Origin of the sequence: Acetobacter musti (assembly GCF_011516835.1) — a bacterium.
Classification (GTDB): domain Bacteria; phylum Pseudomonadota; class Alphaproteobacteria; order Acetobacterales; family Acetobacteraceae; genus Acetobacter; species Acetobacter musti.
Map to the genome: position 1 here is coordinate 37365 of NZ_WOTB01000023.1, position 23962 is coordinate 61326.

Below are 23962 nucleotides of genomic sequence, written 5' to 3' on the forward strand. Positions count from 1 at the left end.
TTCGGGGGTTGTCAGCATGATACAGCCGATTGTAGTGTTGTGCGGGATAAACAGGTGAGAGTTACGATGATTGTAAGAGTGCTGCAAAGGCTAACTTTTCTCACCGTTGGCGGATATGCGGCGGTTATGCTTTCAGGAAGTAAGCCCGCGCATGCGGAACGCATTATTTCCGATTATGAGGCAAGTAAACTTACTTTAGAGTCTCTTACGGCAGCGCCCGTTTATCATCCTGTTCATCACGTCGCTTTTACCTCACGTAGTAGCGGACGGCGGTTTCAGGAAGTCAGTGCACATCGTAATCTCGTACATCTGGTAGCGTTTCACACGGTAAAGCGTAGTGGATCTTCTGCCCATACTCGTCATCGTACCTGAGCAAGAAAAGGCAGACCAGAAGCTTAGGTTATTTGCTGATTTTGAGAAATCAAGCTTCTGGCGAAGTTTTTAGCTAAGGTAAAAAGCGTTTTTAATTCTTCGCGCTATTCCATGCTTGTTTACAGCGATCACATCGAAGCTGATTGAGTCGTAAATCCAGGCAGGATTGTCTGCAAGAATAATCTCTGCAGCGCGCATAATCCGTTCTTGTTGTCTCTTGGTAAGAGAGTGGGCAGCTTCTGCCCATGTTGGTCTGTGCTTAACCTCAATAAAGCATAGTTGCGATCCGTGCTGTGCAACCAGATCAACCTCTCCGCATGCAGTTCTCGCCCTTCGTAATAATATCCTTGCGCCATTCGAGATAAGCGCCGCTTCTGCGACTGCTTCGGCCTTCACACCCGCAGACTGAGCAATCTGACCTCTGACGGCATACTGGTGCCTGTTAGTATGATGATTTACCATAGATATTATTTTCGCCATTATACGTAAAAACTCTATAAATGCCGGCAATCAGCCGAGATATCAGGTGGCAGACAGGGAAGCAGAGAGTGACGGGCTTTCTGATAACCATGATGTTGTGCCATCTGGCCGTGGCGATAATTGCCACTGTACATATCGTACTTACGAAAAGAGATACGTCTGCTGCAATCGGCTGGATCAGCACAACGTTCATGATGCCTGTTGCAGGGATCTGCCTGTATATGATGTTCGGAATAAACCGCGTGAGGCGTCTGGCGCGACGACTGGCCTGTCGGCATGTTTCGCCGGTGATCACGACTCTCAATTATGCTTCCGGAGTGGAAGAAGGATCGTTTGCTTCTCTGGCAAAAATGGTCGGTAAACTGACTGGACGTCCTCTTGTTGGCGGTAATCGGATTGACATCCTTATCGACGGGGATAGCGCATATCCTGCGATGCTTCGTGCGATTGCAGACGCCCGGGTCAGTATTCTCCTGTGCTCTTATATTTTTCGTAATGACAATATAGGCGGAAAGTTTCTGGATGCCCTTATCGCTGCGCACGACCGCGGGATTGTTGTGCGCGTACTCGTTGATGGTATCGGTTCAGGATATTTTTTCTGTCCATCAGCGCGTCGACTGCACACGGCAGGAATCCCTTGCTGCCGTTTCCTGCATTCAATATTGCCATGGCGTATGCCCTTTATAAATCTCCGGAATCATCGCAAAATTCTTATTGTCGACGGAGTTGCCGGGTTTATCGGAGGCATAAATATCGGTGACGAGAATTTTGTATCGCGTCGTCCGGAAAATCCCGTATCGGACGTTCATTTCTGCTTAAAAGGGCCGGTGGTCAGGCAGGTGACGGAAGTATTTGCCCGGGACTGGTCATTCACATGCGGAGAAGAACTCAGCGGCTCAGACTATTTTCCATTGCTTTCCGAGTGTGGCGGACAGGCGATGCGGGTTGTTACGTCTGGGCCAGATACAGATCTGGAAAAGATTGAATTCATAATTTTACAGGCCTTCACGCAGGCGAAAAGCAGCATCCGCGTGATGACGCCATATTTTCTTCCGGGATCCAGGATTTTAACTGAACTGAGCCTCGCTGCTTTGCGAGGGGTCATTGTTGATATCGTTATTCCTCAGGCAAGCAACCATGTCATCATGGACTGGGCCTGTCGGGCTGATATCCATCCCGTCCTGGATGCGGGTTGCCGGGTCTGGCTTGCTAACCCGCCGTTTAACCATGCAAAATTGATTAGTGTAGACCGAAGCTGGTCGTTCATAGGCAGTTCCAACCTCGACATGAGGAGCCTGCGATTGAATTTTGAAATGAATGTGGAATGTTACGATGTCGATTTTGCGAGTGAAGTAGATGACCTGATCGCACAGCATCGTGACAGTCGTCTTACCCATCACGATCTCGACGAGCGATCATTGCCTGTACGTCTGCGTGACTCAGCAGTGCGTCTTATCTCACCCTATCTGTGACATGGGAATATCTGCGTCTGTTTCGGTCATATGGGAGTCGGGGAAATTGTCTGTATGAACGGAGTATATCCGAACATTGAACCGGTGTTGCAAACGTCGTAGGAGGAATATGTCCATGGTGATCCCCCAACTCGCACCGTGGATGAATACCGGCGACGCGATCTTCCCCCCGAGGTCGCGTCGCCACTTCAGTCCCAATGTTAAATAAGGATTCTCTTTGCGATGATGTCGCGTCCCTTACGTATTGGTATAGCCGGAATTACGGGACGCATGGGACACGGACTGGTTGCGAGTTCCCTAGACGCAGGTTTTACCGTCGCGGCGGGTACAGTCCGGCACTCCTCCGACGAAAAAATTACAGATCCGCGGACAGGCGGAATAAAAATCAGCCAAAATCTTCAGGACATTGTAGCATGCGTTGACGTTGTTATCGATTTTACGCACGTGTCTGCGGTTATTTCTCATGCGCGTATTTTAGCAGATGCTGACGTGCCCTGGGTTCTGGGAACGACCGGCTTAACCCTTCCGGAACAGAATGCCGTCGACGTCGCTGCACTCCGGATTCCTGTCGTGCAGGCAGCAAATTTTTCGGCCGGAGTGACACTCATTACGCGGCTTGCCCGGGAAATGGGAGCCGTTTTATCTGCAGATAAGTATGACGCAGAGATAGTGGAGATGCATCATCGTCAGAAGGTGGACGCTCCATCCGGAACGGCACTCGCTATTGGCGAAGCGGTAGCAGAGGGGAGGGGGACAACCTTATCAGCCGTCCGGGAGCCTCTGAGAGAGGGTCTGTGTGGCCCACGAAAAACCGGAGCTATAGGATTCGCGTCCATGCGGGGTGGACAAATCGTGGGCGAGCACACGCTGTTCTTTACCTCTGGAACAGAACAGATTGAACTGGGTCATCGTGCATTTGACCGGCGCGTTTTCGCCGACGGTGCTGTTCAGGCCGCAAATTGGGTAGTTGATCGGCGCCCGCGTCTTTATTCAATGGACGACGTGCTGGGTCTCGCGTAATTAGTAACATCAGGAGCGGTTTATCGAGCCTGCTCTGACGTCTTGTTTTATTATGCGTGACCCAGATTAACAGCCCTGCATCTTGACCCGAGGCATATCCTCCGCCAAACGACATGCCTCCTGGATGCGATGTCCGCAGTCGCGACACTTCCACCTTTTAGTGAGGCAGTCGGCATAATCATGCTCAAGCACGGCGAGTTTCTGTTTACCTCAGAGTCAGTGTCTGAAGGACACCCGGATAAAGTCGCTGATCGGATTAGCGATACCGTTCTGGATGCATATCTGACGGCGGATCCTGAGGCGCGCGTAGCGTGTGAGACGCTGGTAACGACCAACCGCGTCATTCTCGCCGGCGAGGTGCGCGGCCCGGCATCAGTGACATCAGAGGGACTGATTGAGGCTGCCCGGGAAGCGATTCGCGATATTGGGTATGATCAGCCAGGCTTCTCCTGGAAGAATGCGGAAATCTCGAACTACCTTCACGCGCAGTCTGCCGACATCGCTGTTGGCGTGGACAGTGCAGGCGAAAAGGATGAGGGAGCAGGTGACCAGGGGATCATGTTTGGTTTCGCGACAAACGAGACCGAAACTCTTATGCCGGCGCCTCTTTTCTATTCACATAAGATCCTTGAAACGATGCGCGATTTGCGGCGTGCCGGGGACGCCCGTGCGTCGGGGCTTCAGCCGGATGCTAAAAGCCAGGTTACGCTGCGGTATATAGACGGAAAACCTGTTGGCGCGACGTCGGTCGTGATCTCCACACAACATGACGAAGGCATGAGCCAGAAAGCGTTGCGTGAAGAACTTCGGGAGATTGTCGCAGGCGTGCTGCCCGCAGGATGGGTGCCTCCGGAAGACGGATTTTATGTAAACCCAACGGGAATTTTCGTGATCGGTGGTCCGGACGGCGACGCAGGTCTGACGGGTCGTAAGATTATCGTTGATACATATGGTGGTGCAGCGCCTCATGGCGGCGGAGCATTTTCGGGTAAGGACCCCACGAAAGTTGATCGTTCGGCTGCTTATGCCTGTCGTTATCTTGCCAAGAACGTTGTTGCCGCGGGGCTTGCTGATCGCTGCACTCTGCAAATCTCTTACGCCATCGGTGTTTCGCATCCGCTGTCCGTTTACGTCGATCTCGATGGAACCGGAAAGGATGTGGACGAAACAAAGCTCGGGCAGGTACTGCGCGAGATAATGAATCTTTCACCACGAGGAATTCGTCAGCATCTCCGTCTGAACCGGCCGATCTATACTGAAACGTCAGCATATGGCCATTTCGGCCGTAAGCCAGATGATAATCGTGACACATTCCCATGGGAGCGGACCGATCTGGTCGACGCGCTCCGCGGTGCATTTAATCGCTGAGACTGAAACTTAAGTATGACGGAGACAAAAGACGTAAAGCCGTTGGAGGAACGTACAAATCTGTCTGTAGCTGAGGTAAAGCCACCAGCCGCCCGTCTGTACGGGCGACAGAAAGGTCGTCCCCTTCGGCAACGACAACATCTTCTGCTTGAAAAAGCGCTTCCAAGGATGCGTCTGTCTCTGCAGGACGCAAGTAATCTGGCCGCTGTGTTTGATGAGGTGCCGGAGCAGATCTGGATGGAAGTCGGGTTCGGTGGTGGAGAGCACGTTATTGCTCAGACCGCTGCCCATTCCAGGGTCGGCTATATCGCGTCGGAGGTTTTCGAGAACGGTCTCTGTTCGCTACTATCCCGCCTTTTTCCCGAAGGTGGTGAAGAGACTGCTCCTGTCCCTCCCATGCTCAGACTCTGGGATGATGATGCCAGGCTGCTTCTTGAAAAATTGCCGGATGCATCTCTCGATCGATTGTTCCTGATGTTCCCTGATCCATGGCCGAAAGCACGTCATGCTAAGCGGCGGTTTGTCCATCCGGGGAATCTTCCGCTTGTGGCCAGGGTCTTAAAGCCAGGAGCGGAATGGAGAATTGCCAGTGATGACCCGATCTATCAGGCTTGGGTTTATGAAGTTATGACAGCACAGAGCTTTTTTGCTATAGCTGCCTCTGACACGATACGTCCGTCTGACTGGCCTCCTACTCGGTACGAAGCTAAAGCTGTCAAGGCAGGACGCAAACCAGTTTACTGGCGCTTTATCAGGCACTGATCAGAAGCGAACTTACCCGCCGTTATTTGACGATATTCTACTTCAATGCATATTATACTCAGCAAGAATAGTATTATTCCTGCCTCAGAATATATTGAAAGTGTGGTCTCCAGGATTCAGATGAAGACCGCAGCTTTTCAATCTGATGCAATAATACAACCGGTTAATGCGCTTCGGCTGCAGAAATAATATCATAGCCGGGAGAGCCGGGCGGCGGTCCAGGTGGAGGCGCATCCTCTGCCGCCAGAGAAATAAGTTTCTGGCTATCAGGTCCAATTTCATGAGCATTAATGGAAACGCCCAGTTCCCCTGATGTCCCGGGACCAGCGGCAAAAATTATTGCTCCTGGAGTAAGCCACGATGCAATTCGTGCAGCAGCTCCGGGTGGTATCTTAACGACAGTATGGTCTTTCAGTACAACACCACATAATGTTCCCTGAATATCATACAGACGCACCCAGACAGGACCATGAACAACGATGTCCGGCCCGGTTATCATTTCCGGCGAATGCTGAGGCATCGTAATTCCGGTGTCTTCTGCGCTGCGCCCATGTGGACCGGAGATTGCAAATGCCCGGATAAGCGGCAGTGTCTTACCTCTCAGACCTGTACCTGTCACTTTTTCTCCGGGCTTCACAATTTTGGGCAAACTCCATGCCACGTCCGGAGAAACAAGCACTTCCGTTCCATTATCAAGAAGGATGCCTGTCACTCCGCCCGATGGAGACGGGATATATTGTGAGACAATACCACTAAAGGCCGGGAGTACTGAAAGATCATAAACTGACAGGCTGCCCGCCCCCGTTGCTGCGCAAGCCGGGTTTATAGTAAACCCGCAGGCCACGCCAAAAACGATTGCTGTAAAACAAAAAAACTGACGCATCATGACAGATCCAGGCAGTCATACATCTGATGATAAAGTTACATCAGATTACATGACGAAAAAAACAATGCTTATTAGCGACATGATGCACGTCGCAGGGCAAGGGGGGATCTCAGCGGGTCAGTGTCGGAAATGGCGCATACCGGTAAACACCATAGCGATCCCGGCAGCATCGGCGGCGGCAATCACTTCATTATCCCGGATCGACCCGCCGGGCTGAATCACAGCAGTGGTCCCGGCGGAGATGATCGTTTCAAGACCGTCAGCAAAAGGGAAAAAAGCATCGGAAGCTGCGACGCTGCCTTTCGTCAGGGGACCTTCCAGTCCAAGTGCCCTCGCCGCTTCCTTGCTTTTACTGACTGCGATACGGGCGGAATCCACACGGCTCATCTGTCCCGCACCAATTCCGACAGTCGCCCCGTCTTTCGCGTAGACAATTGCATTTGATTTCACATGCTTTGCTACACGGAACGCGAAAAGGAGATCCTGCATTTCGTCTGCCGTTGGTACGCGCCGGGTGACAACTTTCAGCGTGCTGGCATTTACGCGCCCATTGTCGCGTGTTTGGGCAAGAAAGCCTCCTGCTACTGAACGTACAATGAGACCCTCAGCTGTCGGATCAGGCAGCCCCCCCGTCAGCAACAGTCGAAGATTCTTTTTTCGTGCCACAATTTCTTTCGCGGCATCTGTGGCATCAGTAGCGACAATGACTTCAGTAAAAATCGTTGCAATTTTGGCTGCTGTTTCTTCATCCAGAATGCCGTTGAGTGCAACGATACCTCCAAATGCGGAAACGGGATCACAGCGCAGGGCGTGATCCCATGCATGTGCATAGGTAGCCGCAGTCGCGACACCGCACGGATTTGCATGTTTGACAATAACGACTGCTGGCGCCTCAAATTCCGCTACGGCTTCAAATGCTGCATCCGTGTCGTTGAGGTTGTTATAAGATAAAGCCTTGCCCTGGATCTGACGTGCTGTAGCCACGCCCGGACGATTGCTGCCGTCGATATAGAAGGCGGCCTTCTGGAGCGGATTCTCACCATATCGCAGAACTTCGTGACGCTGACCGGCCATAGTGAAACGTTCCGGCAGAATATCACCGCGTTTTTCTGCAAACCAGGCTGCAATCGCCGCATCATATGCAGCAGTGCGCGCATAGGCCTCTCCAGCCAGTATACGCCGTGTTTCCAGTGTCGTTCCGCCCTCGCTCACTGCCGCTATAATCATCGCATACTGTGATGGATCCGTCAGGACTGCGACGTGAGCGTGATTTTTGGCTGCAGCCCGAATCAATGCCGGGCCACCGATATCTATATTTTCAATGCAATTATCATCGGAGGCTCCGGATGCTACCGTTGCTTCAAAAGGATAGAGATTAACCGCTATCAGATCGATCGGTACAATCCCGTGAGCAGCCATCTGTTCCACATGTTCCGGTAAATCCCGTCGTCCAAGAATGCCACCATGAATTTGAGGAACCAGCGTCTTGACCCGACCATCCAGAATCTCCGGAAATCCGGTGTGATCAGAGACCTCGGTCACTGGCAGACCGCCATCTCGTAAAGTTTTTGCCGATCCTCCGGTCGAAAGAATTTCTGCGCCCTGAGCTATCAGAACCCGGCCAAGTTCAGTCAGCCCGGTTTTATCTGACACGGAAAGCAGGGCACGCCTGACTGGCAGAAGAAGAGGCTGACTCATCGGAAATTTTCTCTCGCAGCGTCAAACAGGCTAAAGGCAGTCTGAGACTGCATATAACCATCTCGCGGCGTGCTTAACCAGACACCCGCATGTTGGCAACCACGAGACTTCACTATCATGTGACGCAGTTATTCATGGAGCAGACTCCGGAACGTGGTGCCTGCCCCATTACAGATTAAGAGCGGTTACGACTCGTGAACTGTTCCAGCCAGTGAATAGTATAATCACCACGCTGGAATTCCGGGTCCGCAAGGATACGCCGATGGAGCGGGATCACCGTTTTCACGCCTTCGACGACGATTTCATCCAGTGCGCGCTGCATTCTCGCTATGGCTGCCGCACGTGTGGGAGCGTGAACGATTAGTTTCGCGATCATACTGTCGTAAAAAGGCGGCACACGGTACCCGGCATAAATCGCACTGTCTATACGAACGCCAGGTCCCCCGGGGGGGTGAAATACCTCGATCGTGCCCGGGCTGGGAATGAAAGTGTCCGGATCTTCGGCGTTGATCCGGCATTCAATTGCATGCCCAGAGAATGTAATATCGGACTGGGTGTATCCCAGCTTCTCGCCTGCCGCGATGCGGATCTGCTCTCGTACAAGGTCAATATCACACACGACTTCCGTCACCGGGTGTTCGACCTGCAGGCGGGTGTTCATCTCAATGAAAGAAAACTGGCCGTCCTGATACAAAAATTCCAGGGTTCCCGCATTCCGGTAGCCCATTGTTGCAAGAGCTGCGGTGGCGGTTGCGCCGATTGCATCGCGTTCCTCAGGAGATAAAACCGGGGAACCTGCTTCCTCGAGCAATTTCTGGTGGCGTCTCTGGAGTGAGCAGTCACGTTCACCGAAATGCACCACGTTTCCATGTGTGTCTCCGAGAATCTGTAACTCAATATGGCGCGGACGATTGAGATATTTTTCAAGATAAACGGCGTCGTTACCGAATGCCGCAAGAGCTTCCGTTCGCGCCACACTCCATGCTTCGGCCAGTTCGGCTTCGCTGTGTGCAACTTTCATGCCACGCCCGCCGCCGCCCGCCGCTGCCTTGATCAGCACTGGGTAGCCAACTTTTGAAGCAACGTCACGTGCCTCGTCCAGATTTGTGAGTTCGCCGTCCGAACCCGGAACGAGAGGCACGCCAAGGGCCTGCATCGTCGTCTTGGCAGTAATCTTGTCCCCCATCGTGCGAATGTGGGCAGCGGTAGGGCCAATAAACGTGAGACCGTGAGCCTCCACGGTTTCCGCGAAGTCAGCGTTTTCAGAGAGAAATCCATATCCCGGATGGATGGCTTCAGCTCCGGTGATCGTCGCCGCTGAAAGAATGGCGGCAACATTCAGATAGGAATCCCGTGCTGCAGGAGGACCTATGCAGACCGCTTCATCGGCAAGCCGCACATGCATGGCACTTTCATCCGCGGTCGAATGCACGGCTACTGTGCGTATCCCCATTTCGCGACACGCCCGCAGAATACGCAGAGCGATCTCGCCGCGATTGGCGATCAGGATTTTTGAAAACATCACTCTATAATGACAAGTGGCTGGCCAAACTCAACGGGATCGCCGGATTCAACAAGAATCTGCTTCACGATGCCGCTTTTGGGAGCTTTGATCTGGTTGAAGGTTTTCATGGCCTCGATCAGCATCAGCGTCTGCCCGGCCGTCACCGTCTGGCCATCGCTGATGAACGGAGGGGACGAAGGGTCTGGCGTCAGATAAGCGATTCCCACCATCGGGCTGTTAACGGCCCCAGGATGGCGAGACATGTCAACGGGTCCAGCCGCGATCGGCGCAGATGATCCGGAAGCGATAGTCTGAACAGGTACTGCCTGGACGGGTGCGGCCACCGGGGCGGCTGCACGTACGACGCGGATACGACTATCCTTTTCGGCAATTTCAATTTCGGTCAGTCCGGTTTCTGTCAGAATGCCGGCCAGTGCCCGTATGGCATCTGCATCTACGAGCAGTCGGCTCATTGCGTGTCCTCACTGAGAATAATGTCGGTCATAGCCTGGAGTGCAAGTGCGTAACCCTGAACTCCCAGCCCACAGATCACGCCGAGAGCTCCGCGCGATACATAAGAATGATGCCGGAACGCCTCGCGACGATGAATATTGGAAATATGGACCTCGATAACGGGAAGATCCACCGCCAGCAGCGCGTCGAGCAATGCAACGGATGTATGCGAATAACCTGCCGGATTGATGATGATACCCTGCGCTCGCCCACGGCATTCCTGAACCCAGGAAATCAGTTCCCCTTCACCGTTGGTCTGGCGAAAATCGATGCCGATATCCAGCCGTTCTGCAGTCTGTGCACAAAGCTGTTCCACATCATCAAGAGTTGCGCGGCCATATACTTCCGGCTGACGCAATCCAAGCATATTCAGGTTAGGTCCGTTCAGAACGGAAATAAGGGGGCGATCCATGGTGACGCGCCGTTAGCACGACCTGCGCCTGGCTCCAATAGCGGTCAGACGTACCCTGCCTGCCTTACGCAGATTTAGTCTTCTCCTGAAACTGGGGGTGTGAACCGTAGTGTACGCGAGCATGTTATAATAACGCTAATTCGGGTGACTTTACTCTGTGGTATTTTAAGCCGTTATTTAATTATTTGCCATATTTGCGACATATTATTGGTTGTTTAAAGCTGGAATTGCTAGCTTCCACACTAGGTAAATTCATGTTGAATTTACGCCCCGAATTATGTTTACTGCAAACAACCTGAAACTGATTCCGGACCTGCCTGTGGCTTCTCATCGTGGAAAAAATGGTTCTGGCATTCTCTCGGCTCTCTTCCTGACAGGGCTGGCGTGGAGCAGTCATGCCAGTGCAGACGAGAGCAGTGGTATGCACCCTTCGATTGTTCATGATGCACAATCGCCCAATACGTCGTGGGCAGCTTCCGTGCGAGCCGCTCTCGCACAGCGGATTATCAGGTCAGGTGAACGCGTCCAGACAGGTCTTGCCAGCTGGTATGGCGGGCGCTTCGCTCATAAAAGTACCAGTTCAGGTCATTCATTCAGTCCCGCTGAAATGACCGCAGCGCATCCTTCAGCCCCTATAGGCACAAAACTGCTGGTCAGCTCTCCAGAAACGGGGCGCTCCGTCGTTGTCACCGTCAATGATCGTGGTCCCTACAGGCGCGGCCGGATAATTGATCTGTCGCATGAAGCCGCGTCCAGACTGGGCATGCTGAATCGTGGTGTTGCGCATGTCACCATCAGACCTGCGAGCTCTGAGGATGTGCTTGAGGTGGCTCAGGCGCCGGACAACAGCGGAAAATAATTACGGGTTTCTGAGGCTCTGGTCTGGTTCCGGCCCAATCTGGGGATGTTATGAGAGCACATGATGGCTATAAAACATCCGTCTCGACTTGGTTAAAATAAAATCAGGCCTAACCTAGACCTGAAGTACCTCACGCTTTATCCCAAAAGCCAGTGCCTCCAGTTCAGCGTTGAATTCCGCACCGAGAAGCACTACCCAGGCGCTGACAAAGAACCACATCATAATCGCGACAAATGCACCAAGAGGTCCGTAGGTCGCGCCGTAGCTGGCGATATTTGCCACGTAATAAGAAAAAGCTGACGCTACGGCGATCCAGATAAAAGTGGCGGCAATTGCCCCAGGAGCGACCCAGCGCCATTTTGTGTGATGATTGCTTGGGCCAAAACGAAACAGGATCATGTACGCCGTAATCATGAAGGTCGTCATGATTCCTAATCCCGCCATGCGGACTACGAATTCCATTGAACCAGGCGGCGGCTCAATCATCAGCAGAGCTGGGAGGTACTGAAACAGAATTGGGAGTGCGACCATGGTTGCAACTCCGAGGCATGCTTCAACGGTTGCACCAAGGGTCAGTGAAAGGGCCAGCGCCTGAAACACAAAGAAATTTCGTGTTTCGCTGGTGCCGTAAGCTATGTTCAGTGCGGACAGAATTGATTTAATTCCCGCAGAAGCTGACCAGAGCGCGATTGAGGTCGAAATTAGGAGGTTGACTGTGAGTGAGCTGTGCGGCTCCGAAACCAGCTCCTGTACGCGATCCTGAATAATGGAGAAAGCTGCCGGGGGCAGAAGGTTACGCATCATATCGAGCTGGGTTGCCACGCTCTGGACATCAAAGGCGAGTCCGTAGATCGAAATAAGTGTGCTGATCGCCGGGAACAGCGCCAGAGTGGCGTAAAATGCGCAGCCAGCCGCAACGAGAGTCGTCGGTCCGGAAATGAGAGCCATAACCGTTGATCTGCAAACGGATTTCCATTGCGACAATGTCAGTTGCAATGGTGATGAGGCCATTGGATGTGCCGTTTTCTGTTCATCATTCAGCCCGCCACCGTTTGTACCGGCGGATTGCTCAGGCTGATTTACAGACAGGGTTGAACTCATAAGGGCACTTAACCTCGAAAAAATTCTGATTGTCTCTGCTGACAGGCGCGACTGATAAAGATGCGCTTATTAAGGTGAGGCGGATTCGCCTGTCGTGGATAAAATATCGGGCGGAAAAACCGGCCGAAGGAGGCATAAGCTAAAGCCCCATATAAGAGCGCCGCTGTCCAATACTGCCCGATTTTAAAGGGAATTCATCGCCGCATTCTACTTTTTTTCAAAGATATTCAAACTTCCTGTTGCATGTGTGTCTGTTTGGTTCCATATGCGCCACCCTACGCAGCAACGCACGTGCCACTGGCCCATCGAGGTTACGCAACGACGTCAAGCGTTCTGGCAATCGGGATCTCGCAAGAGATTCAGTCTTGGTCGCTGGTCCGTTAGACCGTTTCGCAACACCGCCTGCCATGGTTCCAGTCTGGCAGGCCCAGAGAGGGTAAAGTGCGATGACACCCAAAATCTCGCAATTTCTGTCACAAAAAAATCCGTCCACGCCCTGTCTGGTTGTCGATATCGACGAGGTCGAACTCCGTTATCGTGCCATGCAGGCCGCACTTCCCGCAGCCCGGATATACTATGCTGTAAAAGCTAATCCGGCGCGACCTCTTCTCGATCGACTCGTCTTTCTGGGTTCATGCTTTGATGCTGCCTCCTGGGAAGAGGTGGACCTCTGTCTGTCGGCCGGAGCGCGTCCCGAAAACATTTCGTTTGGAAATACGGTCAAGAAAGTCTCTGCTATCAAAGCGGCCTATGATGCCGGGGTGAGACTGTTTGTCTTCGATTGCGTCGAAGAACTGGAAAAGCTTGCACGTTTTGCTCCCGGCTCACGTGTCTATTGCCGGCTTCTGGTCAATAATCATGGGGCTGAATGGCCATTGTCACGGAAATTCGGTACAACGCCGGAAAGCGCACGAACATTGATGCTCCGGGCACGTGAACTTGGTCTGGACCCTTACGGTATCTCCTTTCATGTGGGGAGCCAGCAGCTTTCTGCCGATGCGTACGAAGTAGCCATTGCTCAGGCAGGTTCATTACTGGCTGATCTGGCCGCTGACGGATTGCGCCTGCGGATGGTGAATCTGGGAGGAGGTTTTCCAATCCAGTACCGGGATGATGTGCCCGGGATCGCGCATTTCGGTCAGGTCATTTCGCGTGCCATGAAAATCCATTTTGGCGAGACATTACCCGAAATTCTCGTGGAACCAGGTCGGTTCATCGTCGGTTCCGCCGGGGTGGTTTCGACCGAAGTCGTCCTGGTCAGTCAGCGCGGACGCGATGAGGGACCACGCTGGGTTTATCTTGATATCGGGCGATTTGGCGGTCTTGCTGAGACTGAAGGAGAGGCAATACGTTATATGATTCGTACAGCGCGGGACGGCGAAGAAGTCAGTTCCGTTGCTCTCGCCGGACCAACATGTGACGGCGCCGATATTCTTTACGAAAAGTCCTGTTACACACTGCCCGTTACGCTTGAGGCGGGAGACCGGGTCGAGATTCTTGCGACCGGTGCCTATGTCTCGACCTATTGCTCAACGCGATTCAACGGGTTCGCACCACTTGCTGAACATTATATCTGAATGATCAGAGATCGCCTGGTTCCTGCAAAACGGACCGGGCGACCATGGGCTTACATGACAACGTTGAACTGGAGCGCCATAACAGCGGCGTCATGAAACGTAGTCGTTCCGCCCGGACGATTAATATACTGAAAATCAGGCTGAAGCGTGAGGCCTGGCGCTACGTGAGCATTATAAAAGAGTTCGTAAACATTTTCATGAGTCTGCAGCCCCCAGCTTGGACCCCATTGATTCGACAGATAGGGCTGACCGAGAGCCAGTGAGCTTTCCTGTTGCAGAAGCACGGCGCGACTCATGTCGAGCCACTGATACATGACACCCATGCTGTCCAGTGGACGTCCCCAGGGGGCACCTGTTTCTACCATGCCTGCCCATATATGATGCGCCATGGCTGTCGTCTTGCCGTCAGTCCACATATAACCGGCAAGAGCGAGTAAACCATTGGTCGGTCCCGCACCATTACGGATCAGCATCTGGTCAAGCTGTACCCATGCGCTTGCCCGCCCAGCATGCATTCTCCTGGGCAGGCCGGTCGCCTGCCATGAATTTCCGTTTATATCTGCGTAAAGATCAGGGTAGCGGGAATTATCGTAGCTGAAACCGGCCTTATAATGACCATCGAGTTTGTCTCGTCCGAAATGAGGCATCCACGCAATCTCAACCGGGGACGAAAACTTGCCTAAGCCATCCTGAGCCCAGGCCCAGCCAGAAATGCCACCATTAAAGGAATGCGGAGACACGGCGAACAGTCCGGCCATAATGTATGTATCAGGCGTCGGATTTACTCGGGCAACAAAGCCAAGATTTCCCGACGGCCAGTCACGGTTGCCTTCGGTATATTTGTTGGGTGCCGGATTTCCGCACATGGCAACGTTCATGAACATACAATAGAGCGGTGAGGCTGCAAAAAAACTGCCGACCGGAATCCAGCCAGCACTTATGTCAATGCGGTTGTGAAGGAATGTTTTTTCACCCCACAGATAGACAAGATGCGCAACCACATTGCCGCGGGCACCATAGATCTGCTGAACCCCTCCGATAGCGTCGCCGATATATTGCGTGCTGAGGTTTCGCCCATGGCCGTTCACGACCATCATATGGGTCCAGAACCCATCCATAAATTTCGCGTTTGTCAGACGGCCCCAGTCAATGTCCGTTTCCACGCCGACCTGTCCGGCATCCGTAACGCCCTGACGCCAGCCACCGCGAAAGTTTCCTGCCAGTTCCTCATGGACATCCACGAGAATATGAATTCCATGATCCTGTAACCAGGGCTGAGCACCCCACCAGTCGCCAAAAAAATGTGTCGAACCATAAGGCGCCGAGAATTGCTGCGGATACTGATTATCTTTGCCGAGTTCATTGTTGACTGCGAGAGATGGCTGAAGTCCGACAGCACTGTTTCCGCCCGGCAATATCTGTGCCACCGCTGGCACTGACCCGACACCGATAATAAACAATCCGGTCACAAAAATTCTGCACGAAGAAAAAATTCTTCCGGCGAAACGGGTTAAGCCACGGGTCATATCGATGACAAACGGGAAACAGGACATAAAGTTCCGGCTCTGATGCTTTTTGTTTTTGCGCGTTGTCGCGTGAATCATTTTCAGATCTGCACGTTGTTCTATCATGCGTCACGGAGTTTTCGCGATGCTGTCACGTAAAAAACAGCGCTGCGTGACATTTTTGCATAATGTTGACGTCAGGTGCAGCTCCGGGGATATCCTTAATTCATGACAGGTATCGATCATTCAAAGCCGTTTCTTCCCGTAAGGATCGCGGTTATGACCGTCTCGGATACGCGCACACCTGAGACCGATACGTCGGGCAGAGTGCTCGTTGAAAGAATCAGGGCGGCGGGTCACGTCGTGGCTGACCGGTGCATTGAGCGGGACGATGCAGATGCGCTGGTCCGGCATCTTGAGAAATGGATTGCCGACCCGTCGATAGACGTTGTCATCACCAACGGGGGGACAGGGGTAACAGGCCGCGATGTAACGCCGGAGGCGTTTGAACGTGTGCTGGAGAAGCGTATCGAAGGCTTCGGCGAACTATTTCGGATGCTGTCCTACAATAAAATAGGAACATCCACGATCCAGTCCCGCGCACTCGCCGGGGTCGCCCGCGGAACGTATCTGTTCGCTCTTCCAGGTTCGGGCGGTGCGGTAAAAGATGCCTGGGACGATATTCTGGTATTTCAGCTCGATAGTCGTCACATGCCATGCAATTTCGTGGAACTCATGCCGCGGCTGCAGGAACGGTAGGAAGGAAGATCTGATGCCGGATGATATACGACTTCTCATGCTGGCCGGTGACTACGTTGAAGATTACGAAATCATGGTGCCGTTTCAGGCTCTGACGATGGTAGGCTACACAGTCGACGTTGTTTCACCGGGAAAGAAAAAGGGCGATACAGTCCTTACTGCCATTCATGATTTTGAAGGAGCGCAGACCTACAGTGAAAAGCCCGGACATCATTTTACTCTGACCGCGGATTTTGATGCGGTTACCACCGATGATTATATCGGTCTTGTGGTTCCCGGTGGACGTATGCCCGAATATCTCAGGCTTGATCCGGAAGTCATCGCTATGGTTCAGGCTTTCGCAGACAGGCCGATCGCATGCATATGTCATGGTATCCAGATTCTTACGGCAGCGAATATGGTAAAAGGCCGCCGCGTCTCGGCTTATCCTGCCTGTCGTCCGGAAGTTGAAATCGCCGGAGGAACGTATGCTGACATTCCTGTGACAGATGCTGTGACAGACGATCAGCTTGTTACGGCTCCGGCCTGGCCAGCACATCCTGCCTGGCTCGCACAATTTCTTAAGGTGCTGGGCGCCAGCGTCTCCATCTGAGCAGACGGCGCTGCAGATTCAGTCACGGCTGAACAGATGCCGCGCTTACTGCGGGCTGCGTTCAGCCTGCGTGCCTGAGAATTATGGTTGCGCGGACTGTCGCGGTTACTTTCTGTGAATCCGGTGTCGACATCGGAGCCGCTGCTGCTTTCGCCATAAACATTACAGGCCGGGGATACATAGCTTCGTCAACGGTCACGTCGACAATCGTTGCGACCTTCATGGAAAGGGCGGATGCAATGCCATCCGCCCGGCGAAGCATATCCTGTGTCGCGAGTTTTTCAGCATCAAGAGTAAGAACTTTCCGGTGGTCGTCGGAGAGAGACCAGTCGATCCCTTCAAGGAGCAGGCCGGAAGACTGCAGGCGCCCGACCAGCGGCAGTAGTGTGTCTGCGTTCTTCGATTTTATCGAGATTGTTTGCCGGGCTTCCCAGTTCTTCGGCATGTTGTTGGCAGGGCTGGTCTGCGAAACGAAATAGGAACCAGCGGAGGAGGATATATTCCCTACCTGCTGCGCCATCATCATAGCTTTATGCATCATCTCATTTGTTTCGGACTGAGCGCGAACAGCGCTGCTGGCCTCGGAGCGTGCTGTCAGCGTCGCGATGATGAGATCCGGAGATGCTTCCGCCGATCCTGAACCTGATATGTGCAGTTTTGTTCCATCATCGCTGCTGTCCGGACTGGCGACGGCAGGAATCGCCGTGCTGAAGCAAAAACATAGGCTCGTGACAACAACCGCCAGTTTCGGATGCCTCATTGATGATCTTTTCCTTTAAGTGCAATCAGAGCTTCGCGCAGACGAGCCAGCCCCAGCCGTACATGACCTTCGTCACACAGGCGTTCCCCCTCATAACGTAACGAGCGGATTGAATTAACCGCCTCATTATCGTGTTCATCAATGACACGAAGCAGTCGTGAGCAGAAATCACGGCTGTCAGAAGTCACGACAATTCCGTGATCTTTCCCGGCTTCAACGCTGTCACGGTCATCATGCGTTGTCTGTGCAGTCTCCGCACCAGGATAGGGAGAGATCTGATTGACTGTGAACAGGGCAGGTGAAGGGCGCCCTGTCTCCTGGTCTCCTGTAGCGGCACAGAGTTCCAGAGCCATGGCAGGCATAACAATCATGAGCATCGCACGATTCATGGATGACGCTTTATCATCGTCGTCCTGTCCTGAGGATGGGAGGACTGTGAATCCTGATTCATGTCAGCCCCTGTCCGGGTGTCGCCTGTATCGGAAACCGGCAGATGCAATTCCACGGACAGCCCAGGCGATCTTCGCATAAACTGAAGGCTGCCGCCGTGTAACTGCACGATAGCCTGAACGAGAGACAGACCAAGACCCGAGCCTGGTGTATTTCTCGCTGAATCAGCGCGAAAAAACCTCTCGGAAGCGCGCTCGAGATCTGCTTCGTTCATTCCCACTCCCTCATCTGTCACAGCGATGGTCGCGGCCTGTCCGGATGATTTTCCGTCGCAGGACAAATCGGGGCCAACTGCTGCCGAAACGGTGATCGTGCCGCCATGAGGTGAAAATTTTATAGCATTATCAATGAGATTGGAGACAGCTTGCTGGATCATGGAACGATCACCGTAAAACAATACATGGCTGGGCGTCCGCGGAATAATGCGAATGGCCTGCTCCTCAGCCACAGGCTCATAAAGTTCGACGATATCGTGCAGTACTGCGACAAGATCGAACACAGCGAAAGCCGATCTGCGTGATCCGGCTTCGATCTGCGCGATTCGCAGCAGCGCCTCAAAAACAGCAGTGATATTATCAAGATCGCTTACGCCGTTCTCGATCGCACTTCGCAACGCTGCCTCGTCCGGTGCGTGTAACGCCGCATACTCAAGCTGTGTCCGCGCCCGGGTTATGGGCGTGCGAAGATCGTGAGCGATAGCATTTGAGACCTGTTTTACGCCGTCCATCAGACGCGCGATGCGGTCAAGCATCTCGTTGATAGCCTCAGCGACTTCGTCGAGTTCGTCTCCGCGGCCGGACAAAGTCATTCGTCTGCTCATATCGCCGTGGGCTATGGCGGAAGTTGTGCGTGCGATTGAAGAGATCATCCTGCGAAACATATTCCGCACGAGCAGCGCGCCGACGAGCGTAAGTACAGTGATAAAAACCCACGCCCATAACAACGTGTCAGTCAGCAGCCGCCGAAGATTGGTGCGCCCCCGGACATCACGCCCGACCAGAAGCCGGTAGCCACTGGGCAGATCGAAGGCCTGGACTTCGGCGACGCCGCGCGCTCCGGCTCTCCGGATCGTAAGCTGATACCAGACGCCGCTCATCGCAACATCAGCAGGCCAGGCGGACAAATTTCCAGCGACACGCTGATTGTGAGGGTCCACAAGAAGATAAAGCGCATCGTCGTCGACATTATCTTCAAGGCGATCTTCTATAGTCAGGGCGAGCGCTGAAAGCCCTCCGTCAGTCCATCGCTCAGACAAAGCCCGGGCATCGGCAGAGACTGACGCCTCGACCTGCCGCTCCAGTAACCCGGCTGTTCCCCACCAGATAACAGAGAGAAACAATACGGCCGATACCCAGAACAGGACAGCGTAACCAAGCGCGAAACGGACGCCTGCAGAGCGCAGGCCGCCAATATGATGACGAAATGCGGCATATGAAAAACGCCGTTTTTTCCGGATGCTGCTCTGGCGCTCAGGGCCAGAGGCAGAAAATCGAAATCGGATCACTCTGTCTGATCACTGCCGGGAGGCAGATCATGTATTGCCGCCAGCCTCGAAGCATAGCCGTGCCTCATCCCGGACCGGACTGAAGGGTGTGTCACAGAACAGATTGTCACGAGTTCAATCCGCCCGCAGCATATAACCGGAATTGCGGACAGTCTGGATCAGGGGTTGCGAAAAAGGCTTGTCAACTTTCTGGCGCAGTCTCGAGACATGCACGTCAATGACATTGGTCTGCGGATCAAAATGATAGTCCCAGACGCCTTCCAGAAGCATCGTGCGGGTCACCACCTGGCCTGCGTGTCGCATGAGGAACTCAAGCAAACGAAACTCCCGTGGCTGGAGATCGATTTTCTGTCCATCACGACGCACGCTCCGCGACAGAAGATCCATTTCGAGTCCTCCGACCTCCAGCTTCGTCTGGGGTGCGGCCTCGTTTCGTCCACGACGTCCGAGTGCCTCAACGCGCGCCAGAAGTTCGGAAAACGCAAATGGTTTGGTCAGGTAATCATCGCTGCCTGACTTGAGACCGGCAACCCGGTCGTCCACATCCGCCAGCGCCGACAGGATGAGGACCGGCGTGGCGTTTGCCTGAGCTCTGAGGGTTTCAAGAATGCGAAGCCCGTCAATGCCTCCTGGCAGCATACGGTCCAGAATAATGACATCAAATTTCTCGCTGACGGCGAGGAACAGTCCGTCCTTTCCATTATCGGCCTGTTCAACCAGATGACCTGTTTCAGTCAGCCCTTTTGCGATGAAACTTCTGACAGTCGGGTCATCTTCAACGAGGAGTATGCGCATGATATCACTCCAAAACTGCGATGTCCCGTATATCGGGTCGTTCCAGTCTAGAGACGCCTGGGCAGCCTGTCACGTAAGCCGTCCTTTCGTCGCTGAAGCAGCCTGTTGAGTGCTATAAACAGCTACGAATTTGTAAGCTGGGATACACCATGCGGTGCTTCCTGATCATTCAGTTCACGCCATGTACCGCGTGAGAGAATTTCCGCAGGACGAAAGCCCGATTTGTAAGACATCTTCCGACTCCTGGCGATCCAGTAGCCGAGATAAACATAGGGAAGATGCCTGAGCCTGGCCCGTTCAATCAGCCACATAATTGCAAATGTGCCGGGTGAGCGGGACGCCAGGGAAGGATCAAAGAAACTGTAGACGGCGGACAGACCGTCTCCGAGTCTGTCTACGAGGCTGACGCCGGTCAGCTGATGAGTCTGCGAACGGAATTCTATAATTACGGTGTCAATTGGCGTGTCTTCCACCATCGAGCGGTAATCACTGAAACTCATCCCGGCCATATCACCATCAGCATGTCGTGCCATCTGATATTGCCGGAACAATACGAACTGCTCCGCCGTCGCGCGTGCGGGCATCTCAAACCCTTCGATGTCGGAACTGGCCCTCATTATTTTGCGTTGTGTCCGGCTGGGCTGAAATCTTGCCGCAGGAATTCGGATCGGTACACACGCATTACAGCCATTGCATACGGGGGCGTAGGCAATGGTGTGGCTGCGTCGAAAGCCGGACCGTGAAAGTCGTTCATGCAGTGCCTCAGCATCATGACCTGCAAGATCTGTTACGACCTTTCTTTCCATCTGGTCAGGTAGATACGGGCAGGGGAGGGGCGCTGTCGTATAAAAAAACTGAGGATGACGCGATGAATAGGTCACAGTCTCACGCCTCCTTATCTTTGCATCAGTCAGGGGCAGAAACCAGTCCGTCGCCCCCTGAGACCATGACCAGTAATGTGGAGTAAGCGGGCAGGCGTTTCAATCTGCATCACAGCCTGTGATCATCCTGGGGAGATAATATCTGATATCCTGGGATGTCAGCCGCGTTCCTGACGAAGGCGCTCGGCCGCTTTGATCGCGAAGTAAGTCAGGATACCATTTGCGCCGGCCCGCTTAAATGCCAGAAGACTTTCCATCACAGCCCGGTCATGATCGAGCCATTCATTCTGAATTGCGGCCATCAGCATCGCATACTCCCCGGACACCTGGTAAGCAAAAGTCGGAACGGCGAAATGGTCCCTGACCCGCCTGATGATGTCGAGATACGGCATACCCGGCTTCACCATGACCATATCGGCGCCTTCCAGCAGGTCACTCTCGACTTCCCTGAGCGCTTCGTCAGAATTAGCCGGATCCATCTGATAGGTCTTTTTATCGCCCTTAAGGAGACCACCGGATCCGAGCGCATCACGGAACGGACCGTAGAATGCACTCGCATATTTGGCCGCGTAGGACATGATACGCGTATTGACGAAACTATTCTCATCCAGATCACGTCGAATGGCTTCAATCCGGCCGTCCATCATGTCAGACGGGGCGATGATATCGATCCCGGCCGCAGCCTGATTAGTCGCCTGCCGCTTCAGAATTTCGACGGATGCATCATTGATGACATAGCCGTCGTCAATGATGCCGTCATGTCCATGACTCGTGTAAGGATCAAGTGCCACATCACCAATCAGGCCGATTTCGGGAAACTCCTTTTTAAGAAGACGTGCTGCCCGACACATCAGATTGTCAGGGTTTACGGCATCTGTTCCTTTTTCATCGCGGATGTCCGAAGGCGTAATCGGGAACAGAGCTAAAGCCGGAATATCAAGCCGGGCTGCCCGTTCGACATGGGCCGGCAGACGGTCAAGTGTGACGCGCTGCACACCGGGCATGGACGCAACGCTGGTGACGGAGTTTGTCCCCTCCATGACGAAGATCGGCCAGATAAGATCATCAATGGAGAGAGATGACTCGGCGACAAGTCTGCGTGTGAACCGGTCGTGCCGGTTGCGGCGCAGACGGGTCAGTGGAAAACGGCCGACAGTCATGAACGGTTCCTCTGACATCAGGCGGAAAGCGGACACTTCCGCTTCGGCAAGCAAGTGATTATTTCTGAAATGCCCTCCCGCCTGGACGATAAGGTACACTTCTGCAACTGACGGAAATATGATCCCTTTCACGGCATCTGCAAGCGGAAGGGAATGCAACCCTGCCTCCGGCAGTTTTTTTACAGTATCCTTATTGTTCTGCCGATAGCCTTGGGAAGCGAGCCAGCCGCTGCGGATTTCAGTGTTTTGCAACTGCACCGAGCGCGTCTGTCCAGGCTGAGCCATTCCACCAGACCGGGATTCCCGTCTGGCCCGATGAACCGGCTGAGGAGTAGCAGTCACTGCAATAACGCTGGTCACCCGTCGATGAACCGGTTGTCGGCAGAGAAGAGTAAGAACTGGTCTGGGCGTTGATCGCGCCGTTAACATGCAGATTTGCGTCGGTCACCACATTGTTGCTGCCGCCGGAACTTGCCGAAATATGCACCGATCCGTCTGTACTTGCCCAGGCATATCCACGCTGGACGTTATTCGAGTCGTTGAAGAAAATTGCCTTGCCACTGAGAATGGTCGAGTCGTTTGACATTTGTGGACGGCCCACGCTGTCAACCGCGAAGCCGCAGCCGCTGTAGCCACATAACGCGATGCCGTTAGGAAATGAGGCCGGATTGAATTCAAGATGCTCCTGAAGTGTGCCATCCATGGACAGACTTCTGATGTCATTGTGGCCGTCCACCTGAACGCCCATACTTGTCGTGATGTCGCGATAGTCGTTTGTATTACTGGTGTCGTCGAGATTTCGGGTGTTCCAGACAGTCAGACGCATGTCGTGGGAAGAGACAGACCAGGACGAATCAGCCGCCCACCCGGGACTGTTGGACTGATCAAATTCGGCAACTACTTTTTGTGACCCCTGCGTATAAGCGGGACCACCGAAACTGCCAGATGCAAATGCGCGCGACGCTATGTTCTGAGAATACCACTCTCCGTCGATCTCAAGCATATTGGCGTTTCCGCCAGCAAGAAGCATGTCGTAGCTGTCAAGAGTCGGATTGGTTCTTCCGCTGTATGCTACCGTAATGCCATGCATATAGGCTGTATTATTTGTCTGATCATCATCCCACAGATCGTATTCAATGCCTTCGCAACTCCGGGTCTGATTGTTGGCTTTGCCTGTCGGGTCATTAATATCGCCAGGCTGCGCATGTGGTGTCGGACCGGGCAGGTAGCAGATTACGTTATTGTCGAAGGCTTTCGTATAGATTCCGAACATGATCGCGGGATCCGTAAAATCCGACCAGACCGTATCAATCGCAGGTGTGGATCCGTCAGCAGTCGTCGTGCCAGGGATCTGATTCGTTGTTGCCGATGACTGGCCGAAAATACGCCAGCCGTCCGTATATATTTCGGTGACAAGACCACTAGAGGGTGTTATGTACTTTCGTGTGCGATTGGTTCAGTAATGCTGAATGACGCAAGCCCGCAAGCCGTATCCCTCTGACGTATCAGACGAAGAATGGTCGTTGGTTGTT

General features: G+C 53.3%; 23 protein-coding genes. 8 read left to right on the plus strand and 15 right to left on the minus strand.

The window, feature by feature from the left end; genetic code table 11:
* Window positions 1-441: 441 nt before the first annotated feature.
* The gene (locus GOB93_RS15200; protein WP_338422393.1) at window positions 442-852 is read right to left on the minus strand and encodes a YraN family protein; all 411 of its coding nucleotides are present in this window, start codon (window positions 850-852) and stop codon (window positions 442-444) included.
* An 89-nt stretch (window positions 853-941) separates the two neighbouring features.
* Here GOB93_RS15200 and cls point away from each other — a divergent pair, with 89 nt between their 5' ends.
* The 4 genes from cls to trmB all read left to right on the plus strand — a co-directional run bounded on the left by cls (window position 942) and on the right by trmB (window position 5474).
* Entirely contained in the window at window positions 942-2324 is a 1383-nt protein-coding gene (gene cls / locus GOB93_RS15205) for a cardiolipin synthase (RefSeq protein ID WP_173584380.1), read from the plus strand.
* A gap of 222 nt (window positions 2325-2546) precedes the next feature.
* Window positions 2547-3344, plus strand: coding sequence for a 4-hydroxy-tetrahydrodipicolinate reductase (gene dapB, locus GOB93_RS15210; protein WP_173584356.1), 798 nt, complete (start codon window positions 2547-2549; stop codon window positions 3342-3344).
* 180 nt (window positions 3345-3524) lie between these two features.
* Entirely contained in the window at window positions 3525-4712 is a 1188-nt protein-coding gene (metK, locus tag GOB93_RS15215) for a methionine adenosyltransferase (RefSeq protein WP_173584357.1), read from the plus strand.
* A 15-nt stretch (window positions 4713-4727) separates the two neighbouring features.
* The gene (gene trmB, locus GOB93_RS15220; RefSeq protein WP_173584358.1) at window positions 4728-5474 is read left to right on the plus strand and encodes a tRNA (guanine(46)-N(7))-methyltransferase TrmB; all 747 of its coding nucleotides are present in this window, start codon (window positions 4728-4730) and stop codon (window positions 5472-5474) included.
* 163 nt (window positions 5475-5637) lie between these two features.
* Here the strand turns inward: trmB and GOB93_RS15225 are convergent, their stop codons facing one another.
* From GOB93_RS15225 to aroQ, 5 genes are all read right to left on the minus strand, one after another.
* A complete protein-coding gene (locus tag GOB93_RS15225) occupies window positions 5638-6360 on the minus strand; it encodes a hypothetical protein (protein WP_173584359.1) in 723 nt (240 codons plus the stop codon).
* A 117-nt stretch (window positions 6361-6477) separates the two neighbouring features.
* Window positions 6478-8058 (minus strand): bifunctional phosphoribosylaminoimidazolecarboxamide formyltransferase/IMP cyclohydrolase, encoded by a 1581-nt coding sequence (gene purH, locus GOB93_RS15230; RefSeq protein ID WP_173584360.1) that lies wholly within the window; start codon window positions 8056-8058, stop codon window positions 6478-6480.
* A gap of 175 nt (window positions 8059-8233) precedes the next feature.
* Window positions 8234-9580: an acetyl-CoA carboxylase biotin carboxylase subunit gene (gene accC / locus GOB93_RS15235; protein ID WP_173584361.1), complete on the minus strand. Its 1347-nt coding sequence runs from the start codon at window positions 9578-9580 to the stop codon at window positions 8234-8236.
* Window positions 9580-10035 carry an acetyl-CoA carboxylase biotin carboxyl carrier protein gene (locus GOB93_RS15240; protein ID WP_173584362.1) on the minus strand — a complete coding sequence of 152 codons (456 nt, stop codon included), beginning with the start codon at window positions 10033-10035 and terminating at the stop codon, window positions 9580-9582. The genes accC and GOB93_RS15240 overlap by 1 nt, the downstream gene beginning before the upstream one ends.
* On the minus strand, window positions 10032-10487 hold the full coding sequence (aroQ, locus tag GOB93_RS15245) for a type II 3-dehydroquinate dehydratase (protein ID WP_173584363.1): 456 nt from the start codon (window positions 10485-10487) through the stop codon (window positions 10032-10034). Before aroQ ends, GOB93_RS15240 begins: the two co-directional genes overlap by 4 nt.
* Before the next feature lie 319 nt (window positions 10488-10806).
* On the opposite strand from aroQ, the gene GOB93_RS15250 reads away from it, so the two are divergent.
* A complete protein-coding gene (locus GOB93_RS15250) occupies window positions 10807-11346 on the plus strand; it encodes a septal ring lytic transglycosylase RlpA family protein (RefSeq protein WP_408742406.1) in 540 nt (179 codons plus the stop codon).
* 114 nt (window positions 11347-11460) lie between these two features.
* Here the strand turns inward: GOB93_RS15250 and GOB93_RS15255 are convergent, their stop codons facing one another.
* Window positions 11461-12447 carry a YihY/virulence factor BrkB family protein gene (locus GOB93_RS15255; protein ID WP_173584365.1) on the minus strand — a complete coding sequence of 329 codons (987 nt, stop codon included), beginning with the start codon at window positions 12445-12447 and terminating at the stop codon, window positions 11461-11463.
* A 446-nt stretch (window positions 12448-12893) separates the two neighbouring features.
* Between GOB93_RS15255 and GOB93_RS15260 the strand changes: the two genes are divergently transcribed.
* Window positions 12894-14024: a type III PLP-dependent enzyme gene (locus tag GOB93_RS15260; protein WP_173584366.1), complete on the plus strand. Its 1131-nt coding sequence runs from the start codon at window positions 12894-12896 to the stop codon at window positions 14022-14024.
* 50 nt (window positions 14025-14074) lie between these two features.
* On the opposite strand, the gene GOB93_RS15265 is transcribed toward GOB93_RS15260, so the two are convergent.
* Window positions 14075-15550 (minus strand): carbohydrate porin, encoded by a 1476-nt coding sequence (locus tag GOB93_RS15265; RefSeq protein WP_173584381.1) that lies wholly within the window; start codon window positions 15548-15550, stop codon window positions 14075-14077.
* 207 nt (window positions 15551-15757) lie between these two features.
* Between GOB93_RS15265 and moaB the strand changes: the two genes are divergently transcribed.
* Together moaB and GOB93_RS15275 are read left to right on the plus strand one after the other, a co-directional pair.
* Window positions 15758-16288: a molybdenum cofactor biosynthesis protein B gene (moaB, locus tag GOB93_RS15270; protein ID WP_173584367.1), complete on the plus strand. Its 531-nt coding sequence runs from the start codon at window positions 15758-15760 to the stop codon at window positions 16286-16288.
* 13 nt (window positions 16289-16301) lie between these two features.
* Window positions 16302-16880, plus strand: coding sequence for a DJ-1/PfpI family protein (locus GOB93_RS15275; RefSeq protein ID WP_173584368.1), 579 nt, complete (start codon window positions 16302-16304; stop codon window positions 16878-16880).
* Between the two features lie 61 nt (window positions 16881-16941).
* Here GOB93_RS15275 and GOB93_RS15280 read toward each other — a convergent pair whose 3' ends face one another.
* From GOB93_RS15280 to GOB93_RS15310, 7 genes are all read right to left on the minus strand, one after another.
* Complete coding sequence (locus tag GOB93_RS15280; RefSeq protein ID WP_173584369.1) at window positions 16942-17640, minus strand: SIMPL domain-containing protein; 699 nt, start codon at window positions 17638-17640, stop codon at window positions 16942-16944.
* Window positions 17637-18029 carry a hypothetical protein gene (locus tag GOB93_RS15285; RefSeq protein WP_173584370.1) on the minus strand — a complete coding sequence of 131 codons (393 nt, stop codon included), beginning with the start codon at window positions 18027-18029 and terminating at the stop codon, window positions 17637-17639. Before GOB93_RS15285 ends, GOB93_RS15280 begins: the two co-directional genes overlap by 4 nt.
* Window positions 18026-19546 carry a sensor histidine kinase gene (locus tag GOB93_RS15290; protein WP_338422394.1) on the minus strand — a complete coding sequence of 507 codons (1521 nt, stop codon included), beginning with the start codon at window positions 19544-19546 and terminating at the stop codon, window positions 18026-18028. The genes GOB93_RS15285 and GOB93_RS15290 overlap by 4 nt, the downstream gene beginning before the upstream one ends.
* A 162-nt stretch (window positions 19547-19708) precedes the next feature.
* Window positions 19709-20389, minus strand: coding sequence for a winged helix-turn-helix domain-containing protein (locus GOB93_RS15295; protein WP_173584371.1), 681 nt, complete (start codon window positions 20387-20389; stop codon window positions 19709-19711).
* A gap of 122 nt (window positions 20390-20511) precedes the next feature.
* Entirely contained in the window at window positions 20512-21270 is a 759-nt protein-coding gene (locus GOB93_RS15300; protein WP_173584372.1) for an arginyltransferase, read from the minus strand.
* A 158-nt stretch (window positions 21271-21428) separates the two neighbouring features.
* The gene (hemB, locus tag GOB93_RS15305; protein ID WP_173584373.1) at window positions 21429-22430 is read right to left on the minus strand and encodes a porphobilinogen synthase; all 1002 of its coding nucleotides are present in this window, start codon (window positions 22428-22430) and stop codon (window positions 21429-21431) included.
* A 238-nt stretch (window positions 22431-22668) separates the two neighbouring features.
* Window positions 22669-23703, minus strand: a complete 1035-nt coding sequence (locus GOB93_RS15310) for a hypothetical protein (protein ID WP_173584374.1) — start codon at window positions 23701-23703, stop codon at window positions 22669-22671.
* Window positions 23704-23962: the final 259 nt, after the last annotated feature.

What these genes read in the sequence shown, in the direction of transcription:
- GOB93_RS15200 (WP_338422393.1), bottom strand. Translation starts at nt 852, where the DNA reads ATGGCGAAAATAATATCTATGGTAAATCATCATACTAACAGGCACCAG.
- cls (WP_173584380.1), top strand. Translation starts at nt 942, where the DNA reads ATGATGTTGTGCCATCTGGCCGTGGCGATAATTGCCACTGTACATATC.
- dapB (WP_173584356.1), top strand. Translation starts at nt 2,547, where the DNA reads ATGATGTCGCGTCCCTTACGTATTGGTATAGCCGGAATTACGGGACGC.
- metK (WP_173584357.1), top strand. Translation starts at nt 3,525, where the DNA reads ATGCTCAAGCACGGCGAGTTTCTGTTTACCTCAGAGTCAGTGTCTGAA.
- trmB (WP_173584358.1), top strand. Translation starts at nt 4,728, where the DNA reads ATGACGGAGACAAAAGACGTAAAGCCGTTGGAGGAACGTACAAATCTG.
- GOB93_RS15225 (WP_173584359.1), bottom strand. Translation starts at nt 6,360, where the DNA reads ATGATGCGTCAGTTTTTTTGTTTTACAGCAATCGTTTTTGGCGTGGCC.
- purH (WP_173584360.1), bottom strand. Translation starts at nt 8,058, where the DNA reads ATGAGTCAGCCTCTTCTTCTGCCAGTCAGGCGTGCCCTGCTTTCCGTG.
- accC (WP_173584361.1), bottom strand. Translation starts at nt 9,580, where the DNA reads ATGTTTTCAAAAATCCTGATCGCCAATCGCGGCGAGATCGCTCTGCGT.
- GOB93_RS15240 (WP_173584362.1), bottom strand. Translation starts at nt 10,035, where the DNA reads ATGAGCCGACTGCTCGTAGATGCAGATGCCATACGGGCACTGGCCGGC.
- aroQ (WP_173584363.1), bottom strand. Translation starts at nt 10,487, where the DNA reads ATGGATCGCCCCCTTATTTCCGTTCTGAACGGACCTAACCTGAATATG.
- GOB93_RS15255 (WP_173584365.1), bottom strand. Translation starts at nt 12,447, where the DNA reads ATGAGTTCAACCCTGTCTGTAAATCAGCCTGAGCAATCCGCCGGTACA.
- GOB93_RS15260 (WP_173584366.1), top strand. Translation starts at nt 12,894, where the DNA reads ATGACACCCAAAATCTCGCAATTTCTGTCACAAAAAAATCCGTCCACG.
- GOB93_RS15265 (WP_173584381.1), bottom strand. Translation starts at nt 15,550, where the DNA reads ATGACCCGTGGCTTAACCCGTTTCGCCGGAAGAATTTTTTCTTCGTGC.
- moaB (WP_173584367.1), top strand. Translation starts at nt 15,758, where the DNA reads ATGACAGGTATCGATCATTCAAAGCCGTTTCTTCCCGTAAGGATCGCG.
- GOB93_RS15275 (WP_173584368.1), top strand. Translation starts at nt 16,302, where the DNA reads ATGCCGGATGATATACGACTTCTCATGCTGGCCGGTGACTACGTTGAA.
- GOB93_RS15280 (WP_173584369.1), bottom strand. Translation starts at nt 17,640, where the DNA reads ATGAGGCATCCGAAACTGGCGGTTGTTGTCACGAGCCTATGTTTTTGC.
- GOB93_RS15285 (WP_173584370.1), bottom strand. Translation starts at nt 18,029, where the DNA reads ATGAATCGTGCGATGCTCATGATTGTTATGCCTGCCATGGCTCTGGAA.
- GOB93_RS15295 (WP_173584371.1), bottom strand. Translation starts at nt 20,389, where the DNA reads ATGCGCATACTCCTCGTTGAAGATGACCCGACTGTCAGAAGTTTCATC.
- hemB (WP_173584373.1), bottom strand. Translation starts at nt 22,430, where the DNA reads ATGACTGTCGGCCGTTTTCCACTGACCCGTCTGCGCCGCAACCGGCAC.
- GOB93_RS15310 (WP_173584374.1), bottom strand. Translation starts at nt 23,703, where the DNA reads ATGTTCGGAATCTATACGAAAGCCTTCGACAATAACGTAATCTGCTAC.